At 62.1% G+C, this 18,595-nt stretch carries 18 protein-coding genes; 17 read left to right on the plus strand and 1 reads right to left on the minus strand.

Going from position 1 to position 18,595, the window contains the following annotated elements; translation table 11 throughout:
- Positions 1–41 precede the first annotated feature (41 nt).
- The 17 genes from acpS to I6G83_RS18415 all read left to right on the plus strand — a co-directional run bounded on the left by acpS (position 42) and on the right by I6G83_RS18415 (position 16,865).
- Complete coding sequence (gene acpS, locus I6G83_RS18335; RefSeq protein WP_225365808.1) at positions 42–524, plus strand: holo-ACP synthase; 483 nt, start codon at positions 42–44, stop codon at positions 522–524.
- Positions 525–547: 23 nt separating this feature from the next.
- A complete protein-coding gene (locus I6G83_RS18340) occupies positions 548–1,303 on the plus strand; it encodes an SDR family oxidoreductase (RefSeq protein ID WP_054307339.1) in 756 nt (251 codons plus the stop codon).
- Positions 1,304–1,319: 16 nt separating this feature from the next.
- Entirely contained in the window at positions 1,320–1,910 is a 591-nt protein-coding gene (locus I6G83_RS18345) for a 3-hydroxyacyl-ACP dehydratase FabZ family protein (protein ID WP_054307338.1), read from the plus strand.
- Between the two features lie 18 nt (positions 1,911–1,928).
- Positions 1,929–2,255 carry an acyl carrier protein gene (locus tag I6G83_RS18350; RefSeq protein ID WP_054307337.1) on the plus strand — a complete coding sequence of 109 codons (327 nt, stop codon included), beginning with the start codon at positions 1,929–1,931 and terminating at the stop codon, positions 2,253–2,255.
- On the plus strand, positions 2,252–3,505 hold the full coding sequence (locus I6G83_RS18355) for an aminomethyltransferase family protein (RefSeq protein ID WP_054307336.1): 1,254 nt from the start codon (positions 2,252–2,254) through the stop codon (positions 3,503–3,505). Before I6G83_RS18350 ends, I6G83_RS18355 begins: the two co-directional genes overlap by 4 nt.
- A 79-nt stretch (positions 3,506–3,584) precedes the next feature.
- A complete protein-coding gene (locus I6G83_RS18360; RefSeq protein WP_062778937.1) occupies positions 3,585–6,143 on the plus strand; it encodes a beta-ketoacyl-[acyl-carrier-protein] synthase family protein in 2,559 nt (852 codons plus the stop codon).
- The gene (locus I6G83_RS18365; protein ID WP_054307335.1) at positions 6,140–7,366 is read left to right on the plus strand and encodes a beta-ketoacyl synthase N-terminal-like domain-containing protein; all 1,227 of its coding nucleotides are present in this window, start codon (positions 6,140–6,142) and stop codon (positions 7,364–7,366) included. The genes I6G83_RS18360 and I6G83_RS18365 overlap by 4 nt, the downstream gene beginning before the upstream one ends.
- Complete coding sequence (locus I6G83_RS18370) at positions 7,359–8,411, plus strand: hypothetical protein (protein ID WP_054307334.1); 1,053 nt, start codon at positions 7,359–7,361, stop codon at positions 8,409–8,411. The genes I6G83_RS18365 and I6G83_RS18370 overlap by 8 nt, the downstream gene beginning before the upstream one ends.
- A complete protein-coding gene (locus tag I6G83_RS18375) occupies positions 8,408–9,145 on the plus strand; it encodes a hypothetical protein (RefSeq protein ID WP_138111516.1) in 738 nt (245 codons plus the stop codon). The genes I6G83_RS18370 and I6G83_RS18375 overlap by 4 nt, the downstream gene beginning before the upstream one ends.
- Positions 9,142–9,852, plus strand: coding sequence for an ABC transporter ATP-binding protein (locus tag I6G83_RS18380; protein WP_082394693.1), 711 nt, complete (start codon positions 9,142–9,144; stop codon positions 9,850–9,852). Before I6G83_RS18375 ends, I6G83_RS18380 begins: the two co-directional genes overlap by 4 nt.
- Before the next feature lie 16 nt (positions 9,853–9,868).
- A complete protein-coding gene (locus I6G83_RS18385) occupies positions 9,869–10,504 on the plus strand; it encodes a hypothetical protein (RefSeq protein WP_054307332.1) in 636 nt (211 codons plus the stop codon).
- Entirely contained in the window at positions 10,501–11,826 is a 1,326-nt protein-coding gene (locus I6G83_RS18390; RefSeq protein ID WP_082763337.1) for an ABC transporter permease, read from the plus strand. Before I6G83_RS18385 ends, I6G83_RS18390 begins: the two co-directional genes overlap by 4 nt.
- Positions 11,827–11,844: 18 nt before the next feature.
- Positions 11,845–12,597 carry an SDR family oxidoreductase gene (locus tag I6G83_RS18395; protein ID WP_054306674.1) on the plus strand — a complete coding sequence of 251 codons (753 nt, stop codon included), beginning with the start codon at positions 11,845–11,847 and terminating at the stop codon, positions 12,595–12,597.
- A 24-nt stretch (positions 12,598–12,621) separates the two neighbouring features.
- Positions 12,622–13,452, plus strand: a complete 831-nt coding sequence (locus I6G83_RS18400) for an outer membrane lipoprotein-sorting protein (protein ID WP_232238926.1) — start codon at positions 12,622–12,624, stop codon at positions 13,450–13,452.
- Positions 13,449–14,849, plus strand: coding sequence for a hypothetical protein (locus I6G83_RS18405; protein WP_054306672.1), 1,401 nt, complete (start codon positions 13,449–13,451; stop codon positions 14,847–14,849). Before I6G83_RS18400 ends, I6G83_RS18405 begins: the two co-directional genes overlap by 4 nt.
- Positions 14,850–14,856: 7 nt before the next feature.
- The gene (locus I6G83_RS18410; protein WP_062778934.1) at positions 14,857–15,807 is read left to right on the plus strand and encodes an ACP S-malonyltransferase; all 951 of its coding nucleotides are present in this window, start codon (positions 14,857–14,859) and stop codon (positions 15,805–15,807) included.
- Between the two features lie 5 nt (positions 15,808–15,812).
- Positions 15,813–16,865 carry a hypothetical protein gene (locus I6G83_RS18415; RefSeq protein WP_054306670.1) on the plus strand — a complete coding sequence of 351 codons (1,053 nt, stop codon included), beginning with the start codon at positions 15,813–15,815 and terminating at the stop codon, positions 16,863–16,865.
- Between the two features lie 41 nt (positions 16,866–16,906).
- Here I6G83_RS18415 and ggt read toward each other — a convergent pair whose 3' ends face one another.
- Positions 16,907–18,580, minus strand: coding sequence for a gamma-glutamyltransferase (ggt, locus tag I6G83_RS18420; RefSeq protein WP_062778931.1), 1,674 nt, complete (start codon positions 18,578–18,580; stop codon positions 16,907–16,909).
- Positions 18,581–18,595 lie beyond the last annotated feature (15 nt).

Raw genomic sequence — 18,595 nt, forward strand, 5'->3', positions numbered from 1 at the left:
TTCTCCATCAGACGCGGATGGAATCCCGCCGTATTTACTCAATGAAAATCGCACTCAGCCTTCAGGAATGGATATTCTTCATTCCTACCGTTAAATATTGTCCGCATTCGTCGGGCAATAATTTTTTGGATTTAATGACTAAGGATAAAGTCAGAGTGAATCTTGGTGTCGATATTATAGATATAGATCGTGTCGCAACGGCAATAACGCGCAGCGGAGATAAATTACTGCACCGCCTTTTAACCGATGATGAACGGCGTGAGCTGGGCGACATTACGCACAACTGCGAGCGCGTTGCGGGCTTTTGGGCGGCCAAGGAGGCCGCGGTGAAGGCGCTGGGCACCGGCTTCCGCCTTGGTATTGCCTTCCATGACATTGAAGTGCGCCACGATGAATTAGGCCGGCCCTTTTATTTCTTCTCCGGTGAGTTTGCCCGCCTGATGAAAGCGCGCGGCCTGGCGCAATCTACGCTGAGTATTTCACATTGCCGTACGCATGCTATTGCCGCGGCGGCATTTAGTTGACGTGTTAATATAAAGGATTATTTATGGCGATATATCCTGATTTAAACGGGAAAAATGTGCTGGTTACCGGCGCAAGTGGAGATATTGGTCTGGCTATATGCAAGAAATATCTTGAACAGGGCGCAACGGTGTATGCAATTTACCATAACGACGTTAGCGGTCTGGAAAAATTAAAGGCCAAACACCCGCAGGGCCAGGCGTTAAATATTCACCAGTGCAATGTGTCGGATATTCAATCCGTCGATGAGTTGGTGAATACGCTGGATGCTGAAGCCGGTTCTATTCATGTATTAATTAATAATGCCGGTATTTATAAAGATAATTTATTCAGCGCCCTGAGCTTTGAGGAGTTCGATCAGGTCATCAAGGTCAACCTGTACGGCACCTTTAATATGACCAAGCAGTGTATGCGCCTGCTGCGCCTCGCGCGTCAGGCGGCGATCGTCAATATTTCGTCGGTATCCGGCGTCACCTCCAGCTTTGGCCAGACCAACTACAGCGCGGCCAAGGCCGGCATCGTCGGCTTTACCCGCACGCTGGCCGCCGAGATGGCCAGCAAAGGGGTGCGCGTGAACGCGGTGGCGCCGGGGATGATCGAATCGCGCATGGTGAAGAAAGTTCCGCGCCAGATTGTGCGCAACGTGATGTCCGCCATTCCACTCAAGCGTCTTGGTCATGTGGACGAGATTGCCAACGTGGTGGCGTTTTTGAGCTCGGACGCATCCAGCTACATCGTCGGTCAGACCCTGATCGCCGATGGCGGCCTGATTATGCGTTAATTGACAGGAAAGTCGCATGGCTAACTATAACAAAAGTCTGGTTACCCCTTCGGTGCTGCTACGGATGGGCGCCTGGCGCGCACCGATCTTCATGGTCGATCGCATCGTGGATTTTACCCCCGGCGAGAAAGGCTCGATCACCGTGATCAAGCACGTCACCTTTAATGAACCCTATATTCCAGGCCACTTCCCGGATAACCCGGTGATGCCGGGCGTGCTGATCGCTGAGATTTTCGGCCAGGCCAGCGAATATTTCAGCCTGCTGTGCGATTACTGCCAGCGCCATGAGCGGGAAACCGCAACGCCGCTGAAGAAGTTCGATGAGGTGGCGCGCTCGCTGGCCAACGCCGAGGGGGTCGAACGGGTGATGGCCGAGCGCCACCGCATCATCGGTTTTCTGGCGTCGCAGGACGTCAAATACCGCCATGTGGTCAACCCGGGCGACACCATTGAAGTGCACAGCAAGCTGGCGTTCGCCGATCCCAACGGCTTCCACCATTACGAAGTGGAAGCCCGCGTCGGGCGTCATATCGCCTGCGCCGGCCGCATCGTCAATTTCCGCATCGACCGCAGCATTGCGGAAGCCAAGGGCATCCAGATTAATTAACCGTGGGGAAGCAACACCATGAGTAACACCGGGCTAAACGCCGTAATTGAACAACGACAACAGGTACTGGAAAAAATCAAGGCGGGGCTGATCGAACGTCTCAACCTGTACCAGAACGTACAACAGATCGATGACGATACGCCGCTGTTCGGCAGCGGGCTGAAGCTGGATTCGGTGGACGCCACCGAGGTGATCGTACTGCTCGATGAAACCTTCAATATCCGGGTGAAGGAGGGCGACGACCCTTCCTATATGCGCAGTGTGAATACCCTGGCGTCGTTTGTGATCGCCAAACAGGGCGAAATGGCGGCAGAAAAGGCAGCAGAAGAGGCGGAGAAGGCATGAAACTGAGCGATATTCATCAGCAAAATGGCGCCATCATGGGCGAACGCAACGGCGTGGCCGTCCCGCTGCGCTACTTCGACGCTGCGGCGGAGCATCAGGCGCTGCGCAAAAACATTCTACTGGTCGACTACTCGCACTTCGGCATCGCCAGCGTCAGCGGCGACAGCGCCTGGGCGCTGCTCAACCAGGTGGTGGCCGGCGACGTTTCCTCCATCCGCGACGAACAGGCGATGTACAGTCTGATCCTCGATCGGGACGGCATGATCGTCAGCGATCTGTACATCGCCTGCGATGATGAGCGTTTCCTGCTGATTTCCGAGTGGATGAGCGGCGAAGCCCTGTGCCAGCTGCTGCGCGACCAGCTGGCGGGCAACGAGGAAGAGTTCGATGAAATCGAGGCCATTGAGCCGCTGACGCCGGACTGGGGCACGCTGCACCTCGAAGGGCCGTACGCCTGGGAGCTGCTGGCGGAACTGTACGGAATGGACGTGATCGGCCTGCCGTTCCAGGAACATATGCACGTTGACGAACTGATCCTGCTGCGCAGCGGCAAACACGGCGAGTTCTCCTACAAGCTGATGGGGCCGCGCGATGAACTGGCCGACGTCTGGCAGCAGCTGCTGGAAGCCGGCGAGAAGTTCGACCTGCGCACCGGCGGTCTGGACTATCAGCGCCTGGCCCGTCTGGAGAACCCGTGCTGGGAGCCGGGGCTGTTCAACGACTACAGCCGCTGCCCGATCGAGCTGCAGATGCAGTGGACGGTGCGTTACGACAAAGATCAGTTTACCGGCCAGGAGGCCGTCGGCGAGCGCGTTGAACAGGGCGTCGCCCAGCGCGCCGTCGGCATGACCATCGCCGGCCGCAGCGAGCCGATGCCGCAGCGCGGCGATAAAGTGCTGCTGAACGGCGAGTGCATCGGTGAAGTGATCGTCTGCGACTACTCCGCCGATCTGGACGCCTGTCTGGGCCGTCTGATGCTGCACAACGCCTGGGCCTGGGCGGATATCGACTGCTATCAGGTGCAGTGCGGCGACGCGCTGGTGACGGTAAACACCGCTGCGGTGCCGTTTGCCCGCAACTACAGCTTCCTGATCAACCCGTCGGAGCACAGCTACGTCGACAGCACGCGTCCGCGCGATCTGCTGCAGCAGTTTGAATGGCAGCGCATCAAGGAAGAGCAGGAAGCGGCGGAAAAAGCCGCGCAGGAGCAGGCAGAGCAGGCGTCGGCCGACAAGCCGCCGCAGGCCTGACGCTCACGACGCGCCCGTCACGGGCGCGTCACCCTCAATTCGGGTTTGCCGACACGGAAGACATGACACGGAAGACATTATGACTGTTACTCGCAAACGGGTGGTGATCACCGGGATGGGGCATCTCTCCTCCATCGCCACCAACGTGCCTGAATTCAAACAGGCGCTGTTCGATAAAACCTGCGGTATTAAACCGAGCAAAAAATACCTGGAGTGGTTTGAAGACGCCAACGCCTCGGAAGTGCTGCAGCCGCTGAGCTGGCCGGGGCTGTCCGACGAGATGGTCGCCTCGCTGGATAACGCCGCGCTGTGGGCTTATAAAGTGGGCCATGAGGCGCTGGAGCAGGGGAAACTGCCGGCGGGCGCGCTGCGTGACAGAACGGCGTTGATCATCGGCGTCTCCTCGGCCGGCACCGAAGCCTTTATCCCGCTGATTGAGCAGCGGATGGAGGCATTTTCACTGCAGAAGGCCATCATTTCCGGCAGTTTCGCCTCGTGCAGCGCGATTGTCTCTTCGCTGCTGGGGCTGAAGGGCGGCTTTGAGCTGGTCGCCACCGCCTGTACCGCCAGCACCAACGCCATGGGCATCGGCTATGACCTGATCCAGAACGGCAAAAACAGCACCGCGCTGGTGGTGGGCACCGAACCTATCTATCTGCCGACCTTCGCCGGCTTCTATGCGCTGCACGCGATGAAACGCACGCCGTCCAGCCCGTTCTCCGGCTCGCCGGGCATGTCGATCGGCGAAGGCGCCGGCGCGCTGCTGCTGGAAGAGTATGAGCACGCGGTGGCGCGCGGCGCGACCATCTACGGTGAGATGGTGTCGTACGCCACCTCCTGCGACGCCTACCATGAAACCGCGCCGGATCCGCGCGGCGAGGGCGCGGTGCAGGTGATGCGCCACGCGCTGCAGAATGCGGCGCTGACGCCGGAAGATATCGGCTATATCAACGCGCACGGCACCGGCACCGAGGCCAACGACCGCTGTGAAACGCTGGCGATGAAGAAAGTGTTTCCCAACATCATGGACATTCCGGTCAGCTCCACCAAGGCCTATGTCGGCCACAATATCGGTTCCGCCGGCATCATTGAGCTGATCGCCTGCTTCCTGACGCTGCCGGAAAACAAAATCCTGCCGACGCTCAATTTCACCACGCCGCGTCCCAACTGCGACCTCAACTATGTGCCCAACGAGTTCCAGGACGGCGACGTCAGGCTGTTTATGAAAAACAACTACGCCTTCGGCGGCAACAACTGCTGCGTTATCGCCAGCGTGAAGCCGGAGCAGAGCCCGACGAGCGTGTACGCGGCGAAGCGCGTGGCGATCACCGGGATGGGCGCGGTCAGCGCCGCCGGCCACACGCTGCAGGCGATGCTGCAGCGCATGTGGCAACAGCAGACGCCGGACGGCCTGACGCAGCTGCAGCTGGATGAGAGCACGCGCGAAGAGTTCCGGCAGATGCTGGGGGCGGTCAACAAGAACAGCGAATCCCGCGCCTTCCTCAACCAGCGCTTCGCCGGCATGGACATTGACAGCGAACTGGACAAGGCGACCGGCGTACACCAGATCACCGATCTGGACCCGCGTAAGACGCTGCGCCGCTTCGACCCGCGCAAGGCCAACCTGATCAGCACCTTTGCGCTGCTGGCGCTGACGCAGGCGATGAATGATGCCGGGCGCAAAATCAAGCGCGACGGCCAGACGCTGGGGATGATCCTCGGCATGTCCAAAGGCCCGCAGGCGACGGTGGACCGCTATCTGCAGAGCCTGTTCCCGGACCCGACCAAGGTGCGGACCTCGGAATTCCCCGGCTCGCTGATGAACGCCATCTCCACCTTCTGCTCCATCTCCGAGGGCATCAAGGGGTATAACACCTCGCTGGCGACCGGCATCAACGCCGGATTAGGGGCGCTGACCTATGGTTACGAGCTGGTGCGCCAGGCGCTGCAGCCGCAGGTAATCGTCGGCGGCGCGGATGAAAACATGAGCACCTTCGCGGTGTATCTGCAGGCGCTCAGCGGCGATCTGCAGCTGACCTGCGATCCGGCGGCTTTTCAGGTGTACAGCAATCATGCACAAGGCTACATCCCGGGTGAAGGGGCGGCGATGCTGCTCCTGGAAGATTTGCACCATGCTCAGGCGCGCGGGGCGCATATTCACGCCGAAATCATCGGCTACGGCAAAGACAACGACGGCAGCTTCTTTGAACCCCATGATGTTGTGGCCCGGTCTGCCTCGCTGTCGCGCGCCATCGGACAGGCGCTGCAGGAAGCGGGGCTCGAACCGCATCAACTAGACCTGGTGTGCGGCACCAGCGACGGCACGCCGCTGCGCAACGCGGTGGAGATCGATGCGCTGCGCCGCAGCCTTGGTGAGGCGCGCCGCAGGGTGCCGCTGGTCAACTATAACGGCTGGTTCGGTCTGGTCGAATCAAGCATTGGCCTGCTCAATATCGCGGTGGTCAGCGAGATTATGCAGCGCGGTGAGATCCTGCCGATCCCGTATACGCAGGAGTTCTGCGCCGAAGATTTCCATTTCGTGACCGCGCCGCTGCAGCAGGCGGTGAATACGGCGCTGGTGATCGGCGCTACTGAAGGCGGCAACCACTACGCCGTGGTGCTGAGGAAGACAGCGTGAAACAGCGGGTGATAGCCAGCGGCTGGGGGCAGTGCAGTCCGCTGGCGGCGGATGTTCCGACGCTGATTGAGGCGATTGCCGCCGGACGCTGCGCGACGAGCGCGCCCTGGTTTGACAACGACGACGACTGGCAGAACCTGCGTCTGGGCAATAACCCGCATACGGCGCGGGCGGCGCGCGCCGACGCCGCGCCGTGGCAGCAATTGCAGCCGGTGATTGATGAGGCGCTGACGATGGCTGGCCTGTCGGCGTCCGCGCTGCAGGGGCCGCGCGTGCGGGTATTCCTGGCCGGCAACGGCATGCGGCCGAATATCGCCGACTTTGCCGGCTATCAGGATCGCAACGATGCGGAGGATCTGCTGTTTTTCCCGGCGATCAAACAGCTGCATGCCGACAGCTACGCGCAGGACGCGCTGGCGCGCCGCTTTGTCGAGACCTATCGCCTCGACTGGCCGCCGACCTCGGTGTACAGCGCCAGCAACTCCTCGCTGACGGCGCTGCATCTGGCGCAGGCCGGCATCGCCGCCGGCCAGACCGACGTGGCGCTGGTGGCCGGCTGGCTGAAGATCGTGCTGCAGGACGTGGTGTTTATGGGCGGGCAGGACATGCTCGGCAATGGTCAGTCGCAGCCGTTCAATAATCAGGACAACAGCGTACTGCTGGCCGACGGCGCGGTGGCGTTGGTGATTGAAAGCGAAGAGCACGCCCGGCGGCGCGGCGTCACCCCGGCGATCGCCATCAGCAGTTCAGTGTGCCGCCAGAGCAGCGGCGGCCGCGGCGGCGCCTTTACCGCCGATTTCCGCACCATTGCGCAAACCATCGACGGCGCGCTGCAGGCGGCCGGCCTGACGCCGCAGGATATCGCCTGTGCGCTGCCGCACGCCAACGGCACCGTCGCCGGCGACAAGGCCGAAGCGATGGCGCTGCAGAAGGTCTGGGGCAGAAACGGCATTCCGGTGGTCAGCTACAAGGGGCAGGCGGGTTATGTCGCCACCTGCAGCGGCGTGCTGGATTTTATGCTGGCGGCGGATGCGCTGCTGCAGCGGCGTCTGCTGGCCGCCACCGGCCGCCACCCGGTCGACGCGGCCCTGGCGATCCGCGTACATATGGATGCGCCGCCGCTGCCGCTGCGCACGCCGCACCTGCTCAAGTCCGGCATCGGGCTGGACGGATCGGTGATCGCCATGGTGCTTTCAGACTGCCGGGAGGGCATCGATGAGTAATTCGTCTGAACGTCATATACCGGCGGCGGCCGTCCGTCTGGCCGGTTTCTCCCTGCTGGAGCCGGGTACGCTGCTGCAGCGTTTTCAACCCACCTGGTTCAACGTCTGGGAAGCGGCCCAGTATAAGAAAGCCAACGCCAGGGCCGGCAGCGGCCAGTGGCTGCTGCGCCGTTTCGGTATTGACGACGCGGTACAGCCCGCCGAGGCGCTGCGTAAAGCCAACTACCGCGACTGGCTGAACGGCCTGGGGGACGCCTGCCATCAGGCGGTGGCGCAACTGGGCGCCAAGGGCGAGTTTCAGCTGCGCCATGAGCGTAACGCCTTGCTGTACGTCGATTCCTGGGGGGAAACCACCACCTTTGAAGAGGTAAACAGTTGGCGCGATGCGCTGAGCGTCGACATCCTGCCGAAAAATATCGTGCGCGACTACGGCATCAACGGCTTCAGCGGCAAGCTGCGCGGCGAGCGCAACGGCCTGATGAGCGCGCTGCTGATCGCGCAGGACATGTTGAACAGCGACCTCAGCGACAACGTGATTATCTGCGGCCACTTCCGCAGCATCCCGGTGCTGGTCTTTTCGGAGATGCAGCGTTACGCCCGCCCGCGCGGCGGCGCGCAAGGCAACAGCCAGGCCAGCGTGGAGCGGGTCGGCTGCCTGATCCTGAAAAAAACCGCCCCGGGCGGCCCCTGGCTGCACCTCAGCCGCTACCTGCGGCTGCCGGACGCTGCGGGTCAGGCCGCGCGCTGTCTGGCGGACGGCTGGCTGCAGCACTGCGGCGCCAATACCCGCCAGGTGCTGGGCGTTACGCCGCCGGCCGGCGCGCTGCGCCAGCTGCAGCAGCGGGCGTTCGAGCGCCTGCCCGCCGCGCTGGGCCATCAGGCGCTGAATGAGCTGTACGGCGACAGCGGCTGCATGAACCCCGCGCTGTTCTGGCGCTATCTGCAGCAGTTCCCGTCGTCGCCCGGCCATACGCTGCTGAGCGTGCTGGATGGACAGGGCGGCGCCTGGCTGCTGGAGAACTGGCTGACGGAGGCGATGCCGTGAAGAGAGGCGCGTTATTGCTGCTGCTCGCCGCCGCGCCGCTTTCGGCCGCGCCGCGGCCCGACTATCAGGCGGTGTACCACATTCTGCCGCTGCGCGGCGATACGCCGATCGGGGAGTACCGCGTCAGCCAGCGCTGGCAGCCGGACAGCAAGAGCTATCTGCAGCAGGCCAGCATTCAGTTCCGCTGGCGGGTGCTGCTGAGTTCGCACCAGTACCGCTACCGCGATGAGGTGCGCTACGGCGTCGACGGCGGGTTCAGCTACCGGATTGAGGAAGATAACGACGGCAGGACGCGCCAGGTCAGCGGCGGCTGGCAACCCGGCGCGCAGGCGCTGACGCTGACGGTGCGCCGCGACCAGCAACCGCCGGAGACGCTGACGGTGGCCAAAGCGACGTTTGATTTCCCGCTGTTCGCCCTGCGTTTTCCTAAACCCTGTGCGCCGCAGCAGGCGGGGACGCGCAGCAGCCACCGGATGCTGATGCCGATTGACGGCGCGGTGGTGCAGACCGAGAGCCATTACGTCGGCGTCGGCGAGCTGACGCTGCCCGGCGACGGCGTTGCGACGCCGGGGTTGTGCCAGATCGTCAGCAGCGGCCAACGGCGGGACGCCAATCACCGCACCTGGGTCAACCGGGACGGCTATCTGGCGTACGAAATTTCCGCCGACTATCGCCTGCGGCTGGTGCCGGAGGCCTCCCATTTACCGCCCAACGTTCAGGAAAAAGGATTATGACGATACAGGCTGCGCAACCCTTGCCGGTGGTGTCCCTGCAACAGGCCAGCAAACGCTTCGGTAAAGGCCCCGGCGCCATCACCGCGCTGGCAGATATCAGCACCGAGATTCACGACGGCGAGTTTATCGCGCTGTGCGGGCCGTCCGGCAGCGGCAAAAGTACGCTGCTGAACCTGATGGCCGGCATTGACTACCCGACCGGCGGCCACGTTTATCTGCTGGGCAACGATCTGGCGACGCTCAACGATAAGCAGACCGCGCGCCTGCGCGCCGACGCCATCGGCTTTGTCTTTCAGTTCTTCAATCTGCTGCCGGTGCTGAGCGTGTTCGACAACGTTTATTACCCGCTGATGCTCAACGGCTTCAGCCGCCGCGTGGCGCAGGACCAGGTGATGGACATGATCGAGAAGGTGGGGCTGATTGACCACTATCGCCGCCAGCCCGGCGAGCTGTCCGGCGGCCAGCAGCAGCGGGTGGCCATTGCCCGCGCGCTGGTCAAGCGGCCGCGGCTGATCGTCGCCGACGAACCGACCGGTAACCTGGATACCCGCACCGGGCAGGAGATTGTCGACCTGCTGCTGACGATGAACCAGCAACTGAAAACCACCTTTGTGATTTCGACCCACTCGCTGCAGCTGCGCGATCAGGCCAGACGCGTGTTGGAAATCAAGGACGGAGAGCTGAACAATGACTTTCTCAATGCTTAAGCGTTACGGTGTAACAATGTTATTGGCCGCCGGCGTCAGCGCCCCGGCCGTCGCCGATGAGCGGGCAGCGCCGGGGAACGAGCGGCTGCAGGCGATACTGACGGTGAGCGCCCAGGCGCCGATCGCCGAGCTGAACCGCGCGACCGCCAGCCTGAAGGCGCAGTTTGAACAGCATCCGGACTACAGCGTCGGCAAGATGTTCTATGGCTACGGTCAGCTGTTTATCGCCACGGATTTTTTAAACAAAAAGAACTACCTGCGCGCCGCCGAGGCCTCCAAGCTGGGCTTTTTCTATATTGACGAGGCGGCGGAAACTGATGAAGACAACTGGCGTCTGCGCTTTCTGCGGGCGCGGATGGACGCTTTTGTACCGGCCGACAACGGCCGCTGCGTGGTGGCGGTAAAAGATACCGGCTATCTGCAGCAGAGCGCAGCGCTGCCGGCGGCGCTGCGGCCAATGGTGACGCTGATGGCGGCGCGCGCGCTGGAAACCTGCCGGCAGCAGGAGCAGGCCGCCGCGGCCTGGACGGCGCTGGGCGAGCAGGGTGACGAGGGGCAGCGCCTGCTGGCGCTGCGCAAGCAGCCGGCGCCGGCGTGGTCGCCGGCTGAGCTGAAGCTGGTGATCCAGCCGCTGGCGGAGGCTGCGTTATGATGAATATCCTGTTCTGGATCTCCAATATCATTATCGTGTACGCGCTGTTGGTGGTGATCGTCACCGCGTTGCGTAAACCGACCGATATCCGCTACACCTTCCTCAACCTGTTCCGCCAGCGCCGGCGCTCCGGCGTGACGCTGCTGGCCATCACCCTGGGCGGCGTGGCGGTGTTTATTTTCGGCGGCTTCGTCGACTACTCGTTCTGGGCGCTGCGGGAGCAAACCATCCGCACCAACATCGGCCATATTCAGCTGTATGAGAAGGGCTATCTCACCGGCGGCGCCAACAACTCGCTGCAGTACACCATTAAAAACTATGACGAGGTGAAGCAGCTGCTGCTGGCGGATGCGCAGATTGCGCCGCAGATCGCCACCGTCACCGGGCAGCTGGCGTTTTCCGGCATTATTTCCCAGTACGATACCGGCACCTCGACCTTCTTTACCGGCGTGGGCATTGAGCCGGAAACCTCGCTGGTGCTGGGCTCGCTGGACCGCATTGTCTCCGGCAGCGATCTGTCGCGCGTCGAACAGCAGGACATCACCGTCGGCTCCGGCATCGCCAACACGCTGTCGGCCGGCTACAGCGATTGGGTGGATATGCTGGTAGTTAACCCGCAGGGCGGGCAGAACGCCATGTCCTCCCAGGTGCGCGGCGTGTTCCAGTCCGGCATTAAAGAGTATGACGACACGGCGATCAAACTGCCGCTGAAAACCGCGCAGCGCCTGCTGCAGACCAGCGACGTCAGCAAAATCATCATTATGCTGCAGGACACCGAACAGACGCCGGCGGTGCTGGCGCAGATCAACCGGCTGATCGAACAGCGGCAGCTGCCGCTGGAGGCGCGCTCCTGGGACGATCTGGCGGTGTTCTACCACCAGGTGGTGAACCTGTTTGAAGGCATCTTCCTGTTTATCAAATCTATCGTCAGCGTGATCGTGGTGTTTATGATCGGCAACACCCTGATGATGAACGTGGTGGAGCGCACGCGTGAGATCGCCACGCTGCGGGCGCTGGGGCTGAGCCAATCCTATATCGGCCGCCTGTTCGTTCTGGAAGGCATCATTATCGGCATTATCGGCTCGGTGCTGAGCGTCAGCTTCGGCATTCTGATCGCCTCCATCATCAATATCAACGGCATCCCGATGCCGCCGTCACCGGGCTACACCCAGGGCTATCTGGCCTTTGTCATGTGGGATCAGGACATCAATCTGTTCTGGTTCTCCTGCGCCTTGCCGCTGGTGACCGCGTTGATTGCTTCCATTATTCCGGCGCGTCGCGCCTCAAAACTGGTGATCGCAGAAGCGTTCCGTTTCGTTTAACACTCAGGGAGAACATCAATGACCAAAGGACAAACCGTACTGATTACCGGCGCCGGGCGCGGCATCGGCATGGCCGTGGCGGAAACGCTGGCGGCGGAAGGCTATGACCTGATCCTCAACTACCGCAAGGATCAGGGCAAAAGCGCCGCCGGCCTGCAGCGCTTTCAGGCGGCGGAAACCCGCGTCAAGGTGCGGCTGGCGAAGGCCGATATCGGTGAGACGCGCGATATTCAGGCGATGATCAAAAATCTGCGGGCGGACGGCGTGGAGCGCATCGACCACCTGGTGCTGAACGCCGCCGCCGCGCCGTTCAAAGGCTTTATGGAGATGACGCGCAGCGACTGGAAGCTGTTGTTCAACACCAACCTGATCGGCAATACCGCCTGCGTGCAGGAAGTGGCGCCGCTGATGAGCGACGGCGGCACGATCTGCGCCATCTCCAGCATGGGCAGCCAGCGGGTGTTGCCGAAATACCCGCTCGGCATCGCCAAATCGGCGCTGGAGAACCTGGTGCGCTACCTCGAAGTGGAGCTGTATCCGCGCAATATCCGCGTCAACGGCGTGTGCGCCGGCATGGTCAACACCGATATGGCGCAGTTCCTGAAAGATTTGTGGCCGTCGCTGCATGACCGTTACGAGCACTCGCCGCGCCGCTGGCTGCTGGAGCCGCAGGAAGTGGCGGATATCGTGTCGTTCCTGATTTCCGACCGTTCCAGCGCCATACGCGGCACTACGTTGACGGCGGATCTGGGCATGTCGCTGGAAGCTTAACCCCTATTTACGGAAGAACAGGCCATGAGAATCTCAATGATTGCCGGCTGGCTGCTCTGCGCCACCTCGCTGGGCGCGTGGGCCGACGAGTCGCTGCCGAAGTCGCTGGATCGCGCCGAGCTGGAGAAACTGACGCAGGAAGACCAGCGCGCGCGCGACATTATCCGCCATGCCGACCGGGTCAGGGCGCCGGAGCAGCCGTTCCGCTATACCCTGACGCTGACCGAGCACCGCGGCGGGCGCGATATTACCGAGAACCAGCAGGTGCTGGATATTTCGATGCGTTTTTATAAACCGTCGGAACGCTATGAGAAAGGCGACGCGCGCGCGCTGGTGCGCTTTGTGTCGCCGGCGCGCGATCGCGGCAAGGCGCTGCTCTCCGACCTGGACAAAATGTGGTATTACGCCCCCGATCTGCGGCGGCCGATCCCGATATCGCGTCAGCAGCGGCTGATGGGACAGGTTTCCAACGGCGACGTGGTGGCGGCGGACTTTGACTACTCCTACATCTCCACGCTGGTCGGCGAAGAGGCCTGCGGCGACAAAGTCTGCTACAAGCTGACGCTGAAGCGCCGCTGGCCTTACGTCACCTATCCGGCGATCGATTACTGGGTGGAGAAGGAGAGCGGCAACCCCAGCCGGGCGGACTTCCTGTCGGCGGACGGCGTGCTGATCAAACGCTCTTATTACCGCGATTATCAGCAGGCGTTGGGGCGCATGCGGCCGGGCACCATCGTGGTGGAGGACGCGCTGCGCAAGGACAATTACACCACCATGCAATACAGCAATCTGGTGCTGGAATCGCTGCCGGAGAGTAATTTCCAGAAAGAGTATCTGATGAGACTGAACGGATGATCCGCGTCAACCGGCTGCCGCTGGCGGGGCTGATGCTGCTGGCCTGCGGCGGCAACGCCTGGGCGGCGGCGGAGTGCCGGCTGCAGCGCGGTTTCGCCGGCGTGGAGGGCGTGGGGGCGCTGACGTCCGGATCGCTATGGAAGTTTGACGATCCGGCGTTTCGCAACAACGCCATCGCCAACCTGTATCTGACGTCGGTGGCGCGCTGCACCCTCGGCGACACGCTGAGCGTCAAGGGGCAGGCCAGCGGCGCCTATACGCAGCAGGCGCGTACTCCCGGCGATCTGGAGGATAAACGGCAGCAGGGGGTGGCGATCCTCAATGAACTGGTGGCCAGCCTGACGCTGCGCGATAACCTGTATCTCGATCTGGGCAAACTGCGCCATACCAGCGGCTATCTGTTCTCACGCTCGCCACTGGACGTGCTGCGCAACGTCAGCGGTGGGTTGCGCACCGCGCGGGTATACGCCACCGGCGACAGCTGGCGCGGATTGTACGATGAAGGCAGCTACGGCGCAGGCGGCACGCTGTACCGCAAAGAGGGTACCTATACGCTGGCGGTGCTGCCGCGGCTGAGGCGCTTTCCGCAGCGGCGCGAAGCCGCGTCGGAATGGGATGCGCTGTTGCGCACCAACGGCAGCGAGCGCTACTACGCCAGCTACACCTCGACCGGGCTGAATAAGTTCAACCCGACGATATCGCTGCTGGCGGGCCAGCAAAAAACGCTGGCGCTGGGCACCAGCGGCAACCTGAGCGATAGCCTGATTTTCAGCATCGAGGGGTCGCTATCCCACGGGGAAACCTGGCGGCACCTGGACAGCCGCTACGCGCGCGGCATGCGTGAAGACCTGATCTACCGCGAGGAGGCCTACCGGATCAACGGCAAGGGCGTCGAAGGGGAGATCGGCGTCGGGCTGCGCTACACCACCGCCGAACAGACGGAGTTCGGCGTGGAATATTATGGCCAAAGTCAGGGCTACAGCCGCAGTGAATGGCGCAACAACACCGACACCATCAAGTTTGTCAACGGCGGCTACGCCAACATACTGGATCCGTTCTGGCTGCCGGTGGTACGCGACAGTTTCCAGCAGTATTCACGCCTGATGGCGGCGGAAAACACCAACGTCAGCCGCAGCGGCAATCTGTTCGGCAAACATTATCTGACGCTTTACACCCGTACCAACAAGGAACGGGTCGGGGAGATCGATTGGTCCGTGTCGAGCATGGCCAATCTGATCGATTACAGCACGGTACTGAATGTGCATCTCCGCGCGCCGATGAAAAACAATATTGAATTGTACGCTGGCGCCATCGCCAGTTTTGGCCGCAGAGACAGCGAATTTGGCATCTTTGGCGAAAAAGGGAACTTGTATGCAGGTATGCGAATCAGTTGGTAATCGTTGTATGGCGCCTACGTTGGCCGAGGGTTGGATGGTGCTCTTTCCGGGGCAGGGGTCGCCGATGGTCGGTATGGGCGGCGATGTGTGCGATGTGTCGCCGGGCACCCGCGCGGTGTGGGACTGCGCCAGCGATATCTCCGGTATCGACGTGCGTAAGCTGTGCCAGAAAGGGCCGATGATGCGGCTGACCAAAACGCTGTATCAGCAGCTGGCGGTCACCACGGTCAACACGGCGATGCTGACGCTGCTGCGCGAGCGTCAGGCGCCGCTGGAAAGCGGCTATGCCGGCCATAGCGCCGGTGAATACAGCGCGCTGTACGCGGCCGGGGTCATGGATCTGGAAACCCTGTTCCGCGCCGTCAGCCGGCGTGCCGCCATCATGCAGCAGTTGGCGGAGCAGCGCAAAGGGGCGATGTATGTGGTGAAACCGCTCGAGTATGCGGCGCTGCGGCAGCTGATCGACGAGATGCAGCTCAGCGATCGGCTGAATGTCTGCTGCGATAACGGCCGGCAGCAGCAGGTGGTCGGCGGTGATGTGGCGGCGTTGAAAACGCTGATCGGCCAGCTGGCGCGTCAGGGCGTGAGCACCATCAAGCTGGCGGTGAACGGCGCCTGGCATACGCCGCTGATGGCGGAAGGGGTGGCGCAGATGCGCGAAGCGCTGGCGGCGCTGCCGTTCTCCTCGCCGAGCTGCCCGGTCATCATGAACCGCAGCGGCCGGGCGGAGTACGCCATTGCGCAGATTAAGGAAAACCTGGCGCATCACCTGACCGATACCGTGCGCTGGCGCGACAGCATGGATCTGTGGTCAGGCATGGGCTACCGCCGTTTTCTGGAGATCAGCAATAAAAAAACGCTGAGCCATCTGCTGCATGAGCACTACGCCGCCGACAGCGGGCATGATATTCAACATTACTATCAGCTGCAGCGCGACGTGCAGCAGCAGGCAGGGTAACGCGGATGATCCCGAATTTTGATACCTTCAGCACGCGCTACCTGCGGGCAGCGCGCATTCCTGTCGTGTTGGTCTCCGCGCTGCTGACCTCATCGCTGCTGCGCAATGTGATCGATATCAGCCTGTGGGAGATGGTGGCCGGGCTGGGAGCGATTAGCCTGTCGATCGTCTGGAGCATGATGCGCGACGGTCGCGGCTACTGGGTTTATACGGTCTTTACCATGCGGGTGTATGAAACGCCGGAGGAAATTGCGCGGCGTATCGAGCACCTGTCGCTGGGCGGCGCGTCCCGGCTGTTTTATCAGCCGCTGGCCGCCTCGCTGCTGACGCTCACCGTGGTGGTGCTGCTGAGCCTGGCGGCGTGGCTGTGCGGGCCGCAGTACCGCTATCCGCTGATCGGTCTGCTGGGCGTGGTGCTGTTGCCGGCGGTGATGCTCTGGCAGCTGGATCGTTCCGTTCCCTTCTTAATCCGGCAGGCGATGATGATTCATAAAGACAAAGCAAACTATGCGTCGCGGCCGCGGCGTTTACCCGCCTGTCTGGCGGAGGATCTGCTGCTCGGGCTGTTGGTCAACTTCGCGCTGGTGCTGCCTATCGGCCGCAAGGCCGAGTTCAGCCTGGCGGCCGGCTACGGCAATCCGGCGTTTATCGTCGCGTTTATGATTCTGTTGACGATAGTGATGCTGTTTATGTTCTTCTTTGCCATCCGTCCGCGCCGCTATGTGATCCTGGGCGATATGCTGATCGGCAATATCGCGGCGGACTTCGCGCCCTGCGCCCCCTGGGCGCTGACCGCCAGGCTGGCGCGCCCGTGGCGGCTGGTTATTTGGCTGATAGCGGTGGCGCTGTGGAGCGTGGCGATTTGTCTGCTGTTCCAGATGCTGAAGCTGCCGCAGAGTTTTGTGCCGTTTTACCTGTGCAGCCTGCTGCCCATCGTGCTGATTTATTGCGCCGAGCGTTATCAGGCGCTGTATGACAACCATCTTGAGGCGCAGGAAATGCGGCAGCGCTATGAAACCATCGCGGCGGCCGTCAATGCCAAACTGAATAAAGCGTAATTGCACCAGCCCGGCCGCAGCCGGGCTGTGTCTTTACCTGTTTACCTGGCGACCACCAGGCCGGTGCCGCGTCCGCGCGGATCCGAGGCGGTTTCCGGCGTCGCGTTATTGACCCGAATCACCTGAATATCCCCCATATTCCAACCCTGATCTTCCAGCGTATAGCCCATCTTCTTCAGCTGTGCGGCCACGTCGCCGGTTAACGGCGCGAAGCCGTCGAAGTAGATGGTGTCTTTCGGCAGCAGCTGATGGTGCACCCGCTGCGCCGCCACCGCCTGCTGCAGCGGCAGGTGGTAGTCATAAATATTATTCAGCACCTGGAAGATTGAGGTGAAGATCCGCGAGCCGCCCGGCGTGCCGATCACCAGTGTCACGTTGCCGTCGCGGGTGACAATGGTCGGGCTCATCGAGGAGAGCATGCGTTTACCCGGTTCGATGGCGTTGGCGTTGCTGCCGACCACGCCAAACGCATTGGCGACGCCGGGCTTGGCGCTGAAGTCGTCCATCTCATCATTCAGCAGGAAGCCGGCGCCCTTGACCACCACGCCGCTGCCGAAGTCCCAGTTCAGGGTATAGGTGTTGCTGACCGCGTTGCCGTCGGCATCCACGATGGAGAAGTGGGTGGTCTGGTGGCTCTCTAGGCCCGGCCGCACTTTCTCGGTGGCGGAGATCGCCTGCGGATTAACCTCCGCCGCGCGCTTCTGCAGGTAGTCGGCGGCGGTCAGCTTCTCTACCGGCACCTGGCTGAAGTCCGGATCGCCCAGATAGTCGGCGCGGTCGGCAAATACCCGTTTCTCAATTTCCGCCAACAGGTGGATATAGCGCGCCGAGTTCAGCGTTACGCCGCGAAAATCCGCCGCGCGATCTTCCTTGATGCCCAGCAGCTGCGCCAGCGCGATACCGCCGGAGCTGGGCAGCGGGGCGGTATACAGGGTATTGCCGCGCCAGCTGATCTGCATCGGCTCGCGCCATTTAACCCGGTAGTTCTGCAGATCCTGCGCGCTGATCAGCCCGCCGTCCTGTTGCATCTGCTTGAGCAGCAGGGCGGCGGTCTCACCCTGGTAGAAGTCCGTCGCGCCCTTGTCGGCGATGCGGGCCAGTGTCTTCGCCAGCTCCGGCTGTTTAAACACCACGCCCGGCTGCATCTTGCCGAAGTAGTCGCCAAAGTTGGTTTTGCCGGCAAACAGCTTATTGGCGTCTTCACGGTACTGATACTGCTGACCGGCGACCTTAAAGCCCTGTTGCGCATAGCCGATGGCCGGCGTCAGCAGCTCGGCCCACGGCAGCTTGCCGAATTTTTTATGCGCCTCCCACAGCCCGAGCACCGTGCCCGGCACGCCGGCGGCCTTGCTGCCGATCAGGCTGAGGTTCTCAATCACTTCGCCTTTTTCATTCAGGTACATGCCTTTGCTGGCAGCCTGCGGCGCAGTTTCACGGTAGTCGAGGAAGTAGGGTTTGCCGTCGACATACAGCGTCATAAATCCGCCGCCGCCGATATTGCCGGCCTCCGGATAGGTCACCGCCAGGGTAAACGCGGTGGCCACCGCGGCGTCGACCGCATTGCCGCCGGCCTTCAGGATCTGCGCCGCCACCTTGGCGCCGTATTCATCCGGCGCGGCGACGGCGCCGGCGTTGAGTTCCGCTGCCAGCAGCGGGGTGCTTGCCGCCATGATGGCGGCGCTGAGCGTCAGGATTTTGAACAGACGGGTCTGCATAATGATTCCTTGTAG

It is taken from the genome of Serratia rubidaea (assembly GCF_016026735.1).
In the GTDB taxonomy this organism is placed as follows: Bacteria; Pseudomonadota; Gammaproteobacteria; order Enterobacterales; family Enterobacteriaceae; genus Serratia_B; species Serratia_B rubidaea.